Here is a 13,138-nt window from a genome sequence, read left to right on the forward strand (position 1 = left end):
TCGGGGCGATGTAATAGAAATGATTGAGAATTTGACTGCTGGATATTGCCGATGACCTATTGCGTGGGAATGAAGATCGATCAGGGCATTGTGTTTATGTCCGATACCAGGACGAATGCCGGTCTTGATAATATTTCTACATTTTCCAAAATGCGCAGATGGTCCAGAGCAGGCGAACGTGTCATTGTCCTGCTCTCGGCGGGTAATCTTGCAACGACACAAGCAGTTGCTAGTCTTTTGGAAGAACGCATGAAAGCTCCGGCTGAGCGGAATCCGTCGATTTTCGACGCGGTTTCCATGTTTCAGGTGGCACAAATGATCGGTGATACGGTCAAGGAAGTGATTGCGAATTCCGCAACCGGTGGCCAGAACGCGGATGCATTCGGCGCTTCTTTCATTCTGGGCGGCCAGATAAAGGGCGGCGCTACGCGCCTATTTTATATTTATCCCGAAGGTAATTTCATCGAAAGTTCGCTCGATACACCTTTTTTCCAGATCGGCGAGATCAAATATGGCAAGCCTATACTGGTACGCGCCTATCAGCCTGATATGAGTTTCGAGGAAGCGATAAAATTGCTGCTGGTGTCTTTCGATTCCACATTGAAAGCCAATCTTTCGGTTGGCTTGCCACTCGATATGCAGCTTTACGAAGCTGATAGCCTGAAGCCCGGGACATATCGGCGCTTTGAGGCAAATGACGCTTATTACCAGACCGTATCGGCGCATTGGTCGCAGGCGCTGAAAGCAGCATTGGAGCAATTGCCGCCATTTCGCTTTGACTAATCATTACTACTGCGTTCAGATTACTTTCCCAGCGCGTGTAGCTTCACCACCAAGTTTTATGCCCGATTGAAAAAGCCACTTTCTGAAATCAAAGTGCCAATCCACTGGACCGGTCAAAAACATGAACACGTTGATGATCGATCATCGCTGAAAACGGTGTCTGCACCTTAACCTGCTGCTCCCCGTCGACAACTGCAGTTAACTGATTGTCGCCGAGCTCAAAAACCACATGTGTCTGTGCGCCTGTTGGTTCCACCAGAATTGTCCTGCCTTCAAGGCGAATATCTCCATGTTTTGCTAAACCAATATGTTCTGGCCGCACGCCAATGGTGACCTCTTGTCCGCGCCTCACGCTCTTGTCGGATGAGATGCGGATTGCTGTTCCGTCTTTCAGACGAGCCGCAGGTCCATCGTCAATACCGTCAATGACACCTTCAATAAGGTTCATGGCAGGCGAGCCGATAAAGGCTGCAACAAAGATATTTGCCGGTGCTTTGTAAAGTTCGAGCGGCGTTCCCTGTTGTTCGATACGGCCATGGTTGAGAACAACAACCCGGTCTGCCAGTGTCATCGCTTCTATCTGGTCATGCGTCACATATATAGAAGTCGTGCCAACTTTCTGATGCAGGTTTTTAATTTCGCTGCGCATCTGAACGCGAAGTTTGGCATCGAGATTTGATAAGGGTTCATCAAACAGGAAAACGGACGGATTTCGCACCACCGCTCGTCCCATTGCCACGCGTTGGCGCTGGCCACCCGAAAGCTGTGATGGTTTCCGGTCCATCAGTGTTGCGAGGTCCAACATGCGCGCAGCCTCGGTAACGCGCTCATCGATTACATGCTTAGGCTGCCCCGCGAGCTTGAGGTTAAATCCCATGTTCTGCGCAACCGTCATATGCGGATAGAGCGCATAAGACTGGAACACCATAGCGATGTTACGTTCGCGTGGCGTCATGCCGTTCACGACCTGACTGCCTATGGCAATTTCCCCGTCGGTTATTTCTTCAAGCCCCGCAACCATGCGTAAAAGCGTGGATTTACCGCAGCCCGATGGTCCCACCAGTGCAACAAACTCGCCGTCATTGATTGATAAAGATATGCCATGAATGACGTCGAGAGAGGCGTAGGATTTATGAATATCAATCAGCTCTACTGAAGCCATGATTAAATCTCCCGATCAGGATTTGACTGCACCTGCGGTCAAGCCGGCGATGATGTGTTTTTGTGCGACGAAGAACACGATGATGGTTGGCAAAATCGTCAGCGTTATAAACGCAAGGACGAGATGCCATTCGGTGCCGAATTCACCGCGATATACCATGATGCCAAGGGGCCATGGATATTTCGATTCCGAGTTGAGCATAATCAGCGGCAGAAGATAACTATTCCAACTTCCGACAAACGAAACAATTCCCACCGTCGCCAGGATAGGGCGGGAGAGAGGTAGGGAAATGTGCCAGAAGAAACGAAGATAACCACAGCCATCGACGAATGCCGCGTGAAACAGTTCTTCTGGTAAGTTACGGAAATAATTGCGAAAAAGCAAAATGCTCATGCCGAGGCCAAATGCGACTTGTGGCAGCACGACGCCCCAATATGTATCCAGCAAACCAAGGTCGCGTATGCGGATAAACAAGGGAAGTATTGCCGTTGCGGCGGGAAACATCAGACCAAGAAGAAAATAATTGAGCAGAAAGGAAGAGCCGAAGAACTTTACATGCGCGAATGTAAAAGCGGCCATAGCCGATACGACCAGTGTCAGGAAAACAGTCAGCGCCGCGATAATCAGCGAATTGAATATTTGCAGCCAGTAACGATCACCAAGCAGAATATCTCCATAATTCTTCCATTGCCAATTTTCCGGAAGACCAAACGGATTGACCCGTAAATCACCCAGGGTCTTGAAACCACCGAGAGCTGCGGTCAGAAGTGGGACGAGAACGATAGCTGCAATGAATCCGAGCGAAATATAGAGATAGAGTTTGGTCTCTATTCTCGTGTGGACAGTGTTGGATGTATCAGTCATGGCGCATGAATATCCTTTTATAGCCAAAGGCGAGCGTCACGCAGATCACGAACAAAACCACACCAACTGCGCTGCCAAGGCCCACTTGCATACGCATGACGCCATAGGTGTAGAGGAATGTCACCATGGTTTGGGTCGAATTGGACGGTCCACCGCCCGTCAATGGCATGATCATGTCGAAGAGCTGCAAGGAGCCGATAACGGCAAAAAAGACCGATAAGCGAACAGTCGACCCAAGCATGGGAAGCGTGACATAGCGAAACTTTTGCCAGCCACTGGCGCCGTCAATTTCCGCAGCTTCAAGAACGGCCTTGTCGACGGACTGAAGCCCCGCAATGAACAGCATCATGTGGAAACCGAAATATTTCCAGACAATGACGGCGAGCACGGCATAAATTGCGACATCCTTGTCTGCCAGGACATAAGGATTGGCAAAGCCGAAGAAATTTGACGCTGCAGCAAACAAACCATAGTCGCCGTCATAGACAAAACGCCAGATCAGCCCCGCGGCAACGTCTGCCAGAACGTAAGGCAAAAAGAAAATCAGTCTGAACGCCACAACGCCGGGAATCCGGTGAGCCAGCATCATGGCAAGCCAGATCGCCAACGGAATCTGCACAAGAACGGAAATAAAGATAATCAGGCCATTGTTGAACAACGCCTGCGAGAAAGCCGCATTGCGGAAAAGGACCTGAAAATTTCTCAGTCCCACAAACTCGGTTGGCGTCCCGTAGCCGTTCCAGCGATAGAGGCTGTACCAAGCCGCTTCACCCATAGGCAGGATGACAAAGATCGTAAACAGCAGCAGTGCTGGGGGCAAAAAGACCAACAGGGTCAGTGTGCGGTCATGGGCAACAGAGCTGTGCTTTTTCCTGGCTGCGGCTGTTCTGTTCGAGGGTGAGGACGCCGAAGTCATAGCCGTGTTCGCCATCTTTTCTGCTTTCTTACGCAAATTATGAAGATGCAAAGCGCGCCCCGTATCTTTGAGGCGCGCCTTAACCGCGCTTAGCGCAGCTCAAATGCATCCTGAATTTGTTGGGCAGCTTCTTCTGAACTCATTTGACCGGATACAATTTCGACAGATACGTCATTAACGACGCGTCCGACGGCGGCCCCCAATGTCTGATCAAAAAAGTTCTGGTGCCATGTTGACGTAGCCAACTGTCTGGCAGATTCGGCAAGAAGAGGATCTTTGACCGCGCTATCGGCACCCGTTGCGACCGGCAGGATCATGCCCGCAGCAGCCATTTTTTCTTCATTCGCTTTATTGGTCAGGAAAAGTGCGAAGTCGATAGCTTCCTTGGATGCGTTTTTCGTGACAGCCCAGCCGTTCAAGCCGCCCAAAGTGTCGGTCGCTTTGCCGGGGCCACCTTCTACGACAGGAAATGCAAACCGTCCTATATTGTCAGAGGCAAGTCCTTTTCCGTCACCTGCATGCTTGCTTTGATTGGCTTCTGTATTGTCAAATCCGAGGATCATTGCCGCCTTTCCATCGCCGAAGACCCCGAGTGCCTGCGGCCAGGACGCACCAAGATAGCCGGGCTGAAATGGTTCGAGCTTGCCAAACTCTGCCAATTGCTCACCGGCTTTGATGATGGCAGGATCCATGAACCCTTCGCCTTCACCCTTGCTTGCAGCTTCGAACACGGCCTGCCCGCCATTACGCATGACAAGATAGCTCCAGTAAAAATGAATAGGCCATTTTTCCCCGCCGCCACCGGCAATCGGCACAATACCGGCGCTTTTTATTTTTGTTACCGCTGCGCTCAAATCATCCCAGGTTTGGATGCCGCCAGCGTCTACACCGGCTTTAGAGAAGAGCTCCTTGTTATAGAAAAAGCTGACGAGACTGACTTTATAAGGAATAGCCCAGATTTTTCCGTCGAAAGACAGGCTGTCAATGGCAGAGCTGTTATATGCCTGCCGGAATTTTCCGCCGTCTGCGTCGAAATCCTCTGTCAGATCTTTGAGCGCGCCCGTCTTTGACTGCTCTTCAAGAACGCCGCCGCCCCAGCTGTAGAAAAAATCGGGTACATCATTGGATTGCAACAATGTTGGCAGCTTGGCTTTGAAGGCCTCATTCTCGAGAAATTGTAATTGTATCCGAACATCTGGATGCTGGCTTTCATAATCTCTTGCGATCTCTTCCCATACCGCCACAGCTTTAGGGTCGAGCTCGACATGCATCCATTTAACAACTGTCGCAGCTGACGCGCCGACAGTCGCCAGCATCAATGTTATGCCTGTTGATGCGGCATAAGACATCAGCTTGCCGCTCAGGCTTGCGCGTGCGTGCCAATAATTCATGTTCGTGATCCTCCCGTGGGATTTTTCTTAATTTATTCCCTTATGTGGATTAATTCATCCGACATATTGGCCGATGTCAAGACTATTCCCCCAATTTTTCAGAGATTGGCTTGACATGATTGACCAAAGCGACGTTATTTAATCCGTGCTCCGACATAAATAAGACCGAAATAAATAAGAAATGATCAGCGATGATCGCAACAGGATACCATGAAGACTGCAGACCCCGAACTGATGCGTGCGATCAACAGGCTGAGCGTATTGGATACGATCCGTCGTTGCGGTGCTATTTCCCGTGTTGAGATCAGCCAAAGAACAGAACTGTCTACGACCACGGTGTCCGCAATAACCGCGTCGCTTCTCGACGATGGGTTGATACTGACGCGGCACGAAGGTGATATCCGCAATGAAGCCACGCGGGGACGACCCCGGGTAATGCTGGAACTTAATCCGCAAGCAGCACGTGTGGTTGGTGCCAAGATAGCTGCCAATCGCATGATCTTCGCCGTCACAGATTTTTGTGGTGAAATTCTTGCGAGCCTGTCTCTCCCCATCCGCGTGGATCGGCAACCTATAGGCGTCATCGCCGACCTTATCGAAGATGGTGTGCGCAGATGTGTCGTGGATGCTGGATTGGCGCTGGAAGACATCGATAAGATCTGCCTTGGAATTCCCGGCGTTATCGAACATCGCACAGGCATAATTCGCAGCACGCCCATTTTGCGGGAAAGCAACGTCAATTTTGCTGCTGAAATGACATCACGCCTGAATGCGCCAACGCTTATAGAAAGCGACACACACGCGATAACGCTGGCTCACCATTGGTTTGGTCATGCACGCGAATTCGCAGACATGGTCCTTGTGTCACTCGAGCAAACACTGGGCCTTGGAGTCCTGCACAGAAATCAGTTGTTTCGCGGTGCCGACGGACTTAGCCAGAACCTTGGTGATCTCGTATTGGGATACGCCGATAATGCCATTGTTCGGCTGGCAAACCATGCAGGGGAAAGCGCAATTCTGGGCACTTGTCCCTCTGACGGACGTTTTGCTGAAGCAACACGTCTTGGACGGGGTATGCAGTATGCAAGCTCGCTCATTGAGGCTTCAGATGAAGAGTTGAAAAATGCTGCCAAGCGCGCAGGTGCAGCAGTTGGCCTTGCACTTGCAAATATAGTCACCTTGTTTGGCCCACCGCGGGTCATCATTACGGGCACCAGTCTGGAACTTGGTGAGACGTTCATCAGCAGTATTCGTGACAGTTATAATGTTGCCGTACCGCAATCTTTGACGGGTGTCGCAGAACTGGTGTTCGACATTGCCAGCGACGAATTATGGGCGCAGGGCGCAGCCGCTGTTGCGCTGCAAGAACTTTACGAATCGCCGTGGAGCACCACAGGCCCGGCAATTTAGCTCAATTTAAACAATGGATTTCTGGGAGGAAAAAATGGACAAGGTCGGCATCGGCATCATTGGTTGCGGAAATATTTCCAGCGCATATCTCAAGGCAATGGCCGCATTTCCCATTCTCGATATTCGCGGCGTTGCTGACGTGAATGCGGAAATTGCCCAAAAGCGGGCCGACGAATTCCAGTTGCAGGCCCGAACGGTGGATGAATTGCTCGCCGATTCCCAGGTTGAGATCATCGTTAATCTTACAATTCCAAAGGCGCATGTTGCCGTGGGCTTGAGCGCGTTGGAGGCGGGAAAACACGTCTATTCTGAAAAGCCGCTGGGGATAAATTTTGCAGAAGGAAAAGCGCTGTTCGACGCAGCGAAGGCGAAGAAACTTCGCATAGGCTCTGCACCAGATACGTTTCTGGGTGGAAGCCATCAAGCCGCACGCGCCCTTATTGATGAGTGTGTTTTGGGTGCGCCTGTTGGTGGAACGGCAACATTCATGTGTCCCGGCCACGAGCGCTGGCATCCAAACCCTGCTTTCTATTATGAGGTGGGCGGTGGACCTATGCTTGACATGGGCCCGTATTATATCACGGAACTTGTCAACCTCTTAGGACCTGTTGAAAAAGTAGCAAGCTTTGCAACGGCCCCCCGCAAGGAGCGGATAGTTACGAGCGCTGAGAGGAATGGCGAACGCATCCCAGTTCATGTTTCCACGCATGTTGCGGGAGTTCTGGCATTCAAAAACGGCGCAGTCGTCCAGGTTGCCATGAGTTTTGATGTTGCTGGCCACAAGCATGTGCCTATGGAAATTTATGGCACTGAAGGAACATTGATTGTGCCGGATCCCAATCACTTCGGCGGGGATGTGCTGCTTCTAAGAAAAGGTGGCGAATTCGAACAGCAGGACGTTGCTCTCCCTTATGCCGATGGCAACTATCGCTCGCTTGGGATTGCAGACATGGCGCATGCGCTTCGAAGCAATCGACCACATCGTGCCAACGGTGAACTGGCACTTCATGTGCTTGAAGTCATGGAAGCATTTCAGACAGCTTCGGACAGTGGAACGACAATATCGATTACGACCGGGGTTGAACGCCCAGCAAGGCTTGAAACATCTCTGGTTGATGGGCGGATAGCCAAATAATTGTGAGGAGAAAACAATGAAAGAAGCACTTATCGTATGGGGCGGCTGGAGCGGCCATGAGCCGGAGGAATGCTCGGTAATTGTCAAAGACATTCTGGAGGAAGAAGGTTTCAAGGTCTATGTCGAGAATAGTACCGAGGCTTTTGCCGATCCTTCGATACATGATCTAAACCTCATTGTACCGATCGTCACAATGTCAAAAATTGAGAAGGAAGAAATAAAGAATCTAACCAAAGCCGTTGAAAATGGCGTTGGCATTGCCGGATTTCATGGTGGAGCAGGCGACAGTTTTCGCGAGTGTGTCGAATATCAATTTATGATTGGCGGCCAGTGGGTCGCTCATCCGGGTAATATTATTGATTATCGCGTCAACATCACACGTCCTGATGATCCCTTGATGGAGGGTATCTCAGATTTTGCTTACACGTCCGAACAATATTATATGCATGTCGATCCTTCCAACGAAGTCCTGGCGACGACAACGTTCACGGGTGATCATGCGTGGTGGATTGACGGCGTGGTAATGCCGGTTGTGTGGAAACGCAAATATGGCAAAGGCCGCGTATTCTATTCAGCGCTTGGTCATCAGGCCAAAGAATTCTCTGTTCCGCAGATGCAGACAATTTTTCGACGGGGCGCCAATTGGGCAACCCGTTAAGGCGATAGCGTCCCTCTGCGTTTTATCGCTGACCACGTTGCTATATATTTCTGCCGCGAGACCCGTGCCGCGGCGGAAGTCCGAGGCGGTATGCGAGCTGTTAACCGAAATCTTTTGTTGAGGTATCTGATCGGGCCGAACCCGCTTTCGATAGTGAGCTGAAGAAGACTGTTATCACTGTGCATCACTTTGGCTTGTCGTGTGAAAGTCTGAGTAAAGGTAAGGTGTTGATCAGCGCCATGGCTGTCGGCAGCGCCGGCATGAGAAGCCGATGGCCAACCCAGAACAGGCACATTTGTCTGGCGGAAAGTTTCAGGCCAAATCCATACATCCGGTAATGAAGATGGCCGCGCATAATATCGTTGATTTCAACTACATGTGCCAACTTGGCCTGAGCATGACCCGCGGGTGATCATGGTCGAATTGTAGTATGGTCGGCAAACCTCAATACTGCTGGCTACCGGATTGATAGAGTGCGGTTTCGAAGGTCGACATCTTCGCTGACATGATCCGTTCATCTCACGAGATCGACCAAAAAGGATACGCCATGAATGCTATGAAAAAACTGCGCTGGGGCATTATCGGACCTGGTGCCATCGCAACAACCTTCGCAGAAGGCATTGCAGCCTCATCAACGGGTGAACTTATCGCCATTGCCAGCCGTAACCCCGGCAGGGCGGGCTTGCGTGAAGGGTTTGCGGGTGCGCGTATCGTCGATGGCTATGAAGAATTGCTTTCGGAAGCGGATATCGACGCCGTCTATATTGCAACTCCGCATACAGCCCATGCGCAATGGGCAATCAAGGCTGCGCGAGCCGGAAAACACGTTCTGGTCGAAAAGCCGATTGCACTTTCGGCCTTTGATGCGGACGTGATTTTTTATGAGGCGAAAAAGGCGGGCGTGTTTGTCGGTGAAGCCTATATGTATCTTTTTCACCCGCAAACGGCCCGTCTCATTGATTTGGTAAAACAGGGTGTTATTGGCGATGTCAGGCTTATCCGCTCCAGCTTCGGTTTTGATATGGGGGATATCCGGCCGCAACACAGGTTATTCTCGAACGACCTCGCCGGTGGCGGTATTCTCGATGTCGGCGGATATCCGGTATCAATGGTGCGACTGCTGGCTGGTGCCGCTACCGGCACGACCTATGCTGAGCCGGTGGATGTCGCAGGTGTTGCCCATATCGGAAAAACAGGCGTTGATGAATGGGCATCAGCCGTTTTGAAGTTCATCAATGGTATCGTTGCGGAAGTTTCATGTTCGATCATGGCGCAGCAGGATAACACGTTGCGTATCATCGGCTCCAAAGGTCGTATTGAGGTGAAGGATTTCTGGTTTGCCGGCGGTCGCAAAGGTGGCACCGGCAGGATTGAGATTTTCAGGAAGGATGAGAAGGAGGTCATTGAGGTTATTGAAAACCGTCACCTCTATTCCTTCGAGGTTGACGCTGTCGCTGACGCCATTTGGAGAAGAGAAACGGCCTTTGCCTATCCCGGTATGAATGCGGTGCAGACGGTGTCCAATATGCGGGTTCTCGACCGTTGGCGTGCTTCTGTCGGATTGGAATATGGTGTTGAAAAAGCCGAGAAGCGCAACCGGAACATCGTCGACGCACCCATTGTTGCAGGGAATAACGTGCCTAAGCGGAACATTCCAGGGGTAGCTAAACCGGCATCTATTGTTGCTCTTGGCTTTGAATATTTTCCCAACTTCGCCTCGGCATCGCTGACACTTGATGCGTTTTTCGAGGCTGGCGGCAACGTGTTCGACACAGCCTTTATTTATGGTGAGGGGAAAACGGAAACAATCTTTGGTGACTGGCACACCAGCCGCAATATACCGCGTGAAGAGATCGTACTTATAGGCAAGGGCGCACATTCACCACTCTGCTATCCTGACGTGATCGCCAAGCAATTGGACCAGACGCTGCAACGGCTGCGGACCGATTATCTCGATGTTTATTTTATGCACCGGGACAATCCCGATATCCCGGTCGGTGAATTTGTCGAGGCGATTGATGCTGAGGTCAGGCGGGGGCGTATCCGTGGCATTTATGGTGGCTCGAACTGGACACGCGAGCGTCTGGATGCAGCCATAGACTTTGCCGAGAAGAACGACAGGACGCCGCCTGCGGCACTTTCCAATAATTTCTCTCTGGCAGAAATGATCGATCCGATCTGGGCAGGCTGCGTTTCTTCTTCCACCGGTGATTGGAAACAGTGGCTGGAGGCTCGCCAGATCCCCAACTTCGCATGGTCCAGCCAAGGCCGTGGTTTCTTCACTGACAGGGCCGGCCGCGAAAAGCATGACGATGAGGAAATTGTCCGTTGCTGGTATTCTGGTCGTAATTTTGAAAGGCGTGACAGGGCTGTCGCGCTGGCAAAAAAATATGGTTGCAGCCCCATCCACATCGCGCTCGCCTATGTGATCGCGCAACCGTTTCCGGTCGTTCCGCTGATCGGACCGCGAACGGTCGGCGAACTGGAGGACAGCTTGTCGGCACTCACGATTAAGATGTCTGCGCATGATCGCGACTGGTTGCAAACCGGTTAGATGCCCGTCACGAGGGTATCTGGCGGTATTTCTGATTGAAGGTTCTTGTTTACCCGATAATTCTGGTACTATCCGCTTTCTCCGGGAACGAGCACCATGGGCCAGATCACGTGCTTCTCGCGATCAGGGTAACAGTTCTGGTATGCTGGCATGGTGGAAAGCAGCAACTCTCCAACCGATACACCAAGTTCTCCCAATGAAAGACGGAAACTGGTGAGGCGCGGCTGTAGAAAACGGCCTCTCGGCTCCTCACGAAAACCGATGACGCCGATGTCTTTTCCTGCGGTTAATCCAGCTTCTTCAAGCCTTCTGTAAAGCCCAAGTGCCATCAACTCGTAAATGAGTATGATTGCGGTTGGGCGGGGCTGCATTTGAAGCAACTCACTCCCTGCATGATATCCACCTTGCTCGCTCGATTTTGCGCGAATGACAACTGATGGATCAAATGTGATGCCGTGATCTGCAAGACCGGCCTTGTAACCATCCATGAAAAGATAGCTGAGATTGATATCGTTATCCGGGATTGCGATCGCTATATGCTGATGCCCACCGGATACCAGTCGCTTGACCGCATCGCGAGCCACGCCTTCAAAATCGAGGTCTATCCAGGCGTGCGAACCGCCTGACTGTGAGCGCCCAAGTGAAACAAACGGCAAACGTGCCCGAAGAAGCAGATCGATACGTCGATCAATACGTTTGGTTGATGAAATGATCATGGCATCAACCATGCGGCGTGAGACCATGCGTTTGAGATAGTCCTCACTATCTTCGCCCTCGGGGCAGGGGAGAAGAATGAGGTCGAGGCTATGTCGTGACAATACGCTCTGCAGTCCATCCGTCAGGCCCATGAAAAAGTTGTCCGAGTTTTCCACGGTATCAGGCGTACTGCCTGTCATGAGCCCGATGACATTGGTGGTACCTTGCCGAAGACTACGCCCGGACTGGTTCGCAACATAGCCCAGTGCGTCGGCAGCCTCGAGAACGCGTTTGCGTGTCGTTTCGTTGACGTCCGGCTTTCCATTCAAAGCTCTCGAAACGGTTCCAATAGAGATGCCCAGATGCTCGGCAAGCTGGCGTATTCCCCTCATTCATTTCTCCACTGGGCATTTTCATCTTCTGCTTTTGAGAAGTCTTGACACATGTAACATGAATAGCCTAACGTCGTAAACGTTTACGGCAATGTGCATTGAGGAGAATGCGCACTGTAGACTGGAGGAAATCGTGACATTGAATGCCGTTATTTGCGGTTGCGGAGCTATGGCTAAAGGATGGCTGCGGGCTATTAAATCCTCTGCGCAATTGTCGTCCGCAATCCATATTGCCGGTCTGGTGGACCTGCGACCAGAGACAGCTCAGGCTCTTGCCCAGGAGTTCGGTCTTTCTGATGTTATGATCGATAGCGATCTTGAAAAAGTTCTCGCAGCAACGAAAGCCGATATTCTTTTTGATATTGTTGTGCCTGCTGCGCGCTTTTCCGTTGTCTCGGCAGGGCTTGCTGCCGGGTGCCATGTTCTTAGTGAAAAGCCGATGGCGTCCTGTCTTAATGAGGCACGGCAATTGATCGCTTTGGCGCAGAAAGCCGAAAAAATTCATGCTGTTGTTCAAAACAGACGGTTTGTTTCCGGGATCCGGCGCTTGCGCCGTGCCGTTGAGGAGGGGCTGATCGGCGACCTTTCCGCCATCCATTGCGACTTTTTCATAGGGCCTCACTTTGGTGGTTTCCGCGAAGAAATGCACAATGTGTTGCTCCTCGACATGGCGATCCATACATTTGACGCGGCCCGGTTCGTCTCAGGCGAAAAACCCGAAGCTGTCTATTGTCTCGAGAGTAACCCCGCGGGATCGTGGTATGCCCATGGAGCTGCCGCAAACGCGGTTTTCGAGTTTTCTAATAATGTGGCTTTCACCTATCGCGGCTCGTGGTGTGCTGAAGGAGAGCGAACCAGTTGGGAAAGTTGTTGGCGTCTCGTCGGGTCCAGGGGAATGATCACCTGGGATGGTGACGAAGACATGCAGGCCACTATCGCGGGACAGAATGCAGGTCTTCTGCGTGGGGCCAAATCCGTAAACGTTTTAGAACCGCGAGATGAACGGGAGACGCATGGTCACGCCAGTGTCATATCGTCTTTTCTAAATGCCATACGCTCCGGTCAGCCGCCGGAAACAGCGTCTTTTGACAATATCAAAAGTCTGGCGATGGTTGTTGGCGCGATCGAAAGCGCTCATCTTCGCCAGCGTGTCCCCATTGCAGCATGAGGTATTAAC

General features: G+C 51.4%; 12 protein-coding genes. 7 read left to right on the forward strand and 5 right to left on the reverse strand.

Going from position 1 to position 13,138, the window contains the following annotated elements; genetic code table 11:
• Window positions 1–51 precede the first annotated feature (51 nt).
• Window positions 52–783: a proteasome-type protease gene (locus AAIB41_RS13520; protein ID WP_343315803.1), complete on the forward strand. Its 732-nt coding sequence runs from the start codon at window positions 52–54 to the stop codon at window positions 781–783.
• 88 nt (window positions 784–871) lie between these two features.
• Here AAIB41_RS13520 and ugpC read toward each other — a convergent pair whose 3' ends face one another.
• From ugpC to AAIB41_RS13540, 4 genes are all read right to left on the reverse strand, one after another.
• On the reverse strand, window positions 872–1,945 hold the full coding sequence (gene ugpC / locus AAIB41_RS13525) for a sn-glycerol-3-phosphate ABC transporter ATP-binding protein UgpC (RefSeq protein ID WP_343315804.1): 1,074 nt from the start codon (window positions 1,943–1,945) through the stop codon (window positions 872–874).
• 15 nt (window positions 1,946–1,960) lie between these two features.
• Entirely contained in the window at window positions 1,961–2,809 is an 849-nt protein-coding gene (locus tag AAIB41_RS13530) for a carbohydrate ABC transporter permease (RefSeq protein ID WP_343315805.1), read from the reverse strand.
• Window positions 2,802–3,740, reverse strand: coding sequence for a sugar ABC transporter permease (locus AAIB41_RS13535; protein ID WP_343315806.1), 939 nt, complete (start codon window positions 3,738–3,740; stop codon window positions 2,802–2,804). Before AAIB41_RS13535 ends, AAIB41_RS13530 begins: the two co-directional genes overlap by 8 nt.
• A 74-nt stretch (window positions 3,741–3,814) precedes the next feature.
• Window positions 3,815–5,116, reverse strand: coding sequence for an extracellular solute-binding protein (locus AAIB41_RS13540; RefSeq protein ID WP_343315807.1), 1,302 nt, complete (start codon window positions 5,114–5,116; stop codon window positions 3,815–3,817).
• A gap of 210 nt (window positions 5,117–5,326) precedes the next feature.
• On the opposite strand from AAIB41_RS13540, the gene AAIB41_RS13545 reads away from it, so the two are divergent.
• The 5 genes from AAIB41_RS13545 to AAIB41_RS13565 all read left to right on the forward strand — a co-directional run bounded on the left by AAIB41_RS13545 (window position 5,327) and on the right by AAIB41_RS13565 (window position 10,873).
• The gene (locus tag AAIB41_RS13545) at window positions 5,327–6,526 is read left to right on the forward strand and encodes an ROK family transcriptional regulator (protein WP_343315808.1); all 1,200 of its coding nucleotides are present in this window, start codon (window positions 5,327–5,329) and stop codon (window positions 6,524–6,526) included.
• 34 nt (window positions 6,527–6,560) lie between these two features.
• A complete protein-coding gene (locus AAIB41_RS13550) occupies window positions 6,561–7,661 on the forward strand; it encodes a Gfo/Idh/MocA family oxidoreductase (RefSeq protein WP_343315809.1) in 1,101 nt (366 codons plus the stop codon).
• Between the two features lie 16 nt (window positions 7,662–7,677).
• Window positions 7,678–8,319 carry a ThuA domain-containing protein gene (locus tag AAIB41_RS13555; protein ID WP_343315810.1) on the forward strand — a complete coding sequence of 214 codons (642 nt, stop codon included), beginning with the start codon at window positions 7,678–7,680 and terminating at the stop codon, window positions 8,317–8,319.
• Between the two features lie 271 nt (window positions 8,320–8,590).
• A complete protein-coding gene (locus AAIB41_RS13560) occupies window positions 8,591–8,731 on the forward strand; it encodes a hypothetical protein (RefSeq protein ID WP_343315811.1) in 141 nt (46 codons plus the stop codon).
• Between the two features lie 135 nt (window positions 8,732–8,866).
• Window positions 8,867–10,873, forward strand: a complete 2,007-nt coding sequence (locus AAIB41_RS13565; protein ID WP_343315812.1) for an aldo/keto reductase — start codon at window positions 8,867–8,869, stop codon at window positions 10,871–10,873.
• A gap of 68 nt (window positions 10,874–10,941) precedes the next feature.
• Here the strand turns inward: AAIB41_RS13565 and AAIB41_RS13570 are convergent, their stop codons facing one another.
• Complete coding sequence (locus AAIB41_RS13570) at window positions 10,942–11,961, reverse strand: LacI family DNA-binding transcriptional regulator (RefSeq protein ID WP_343315813.1); 1,020 nt, start codon at window positions 11,959–11,961, stop codon at window positions 10,942–10,944.
• Window positions 11,962–12,094: 133 nt separating this feature from the next.
• On the opposite strand from AAIB41_RS13570, the gene AAIB41_RS13575 reads away from it, so the two are divergent.
• Window positions 12,095–13,129: a Gfo/Idh/MocA family oxidoreductase gene (locus tag AAIB41_RS13575; protein WP_343315814.1), complete on the forward strand. Its 1,035-nt coding sequence runs from the start codon at window positions 12,095–12,097 to the stop codon at window positions 13,127–13,129.
• Window positions 13,130–13,138 lie beyond the last annotated feature (9 nt).

It is taken from the genome of Brucella sp. BE17, assembly GCF_039545455.1.
GTDB lineage: Bacteria > Pseudomonadota > Alphaproteobacteria > Rhizobiales > Rhizobiaceae > Brucella.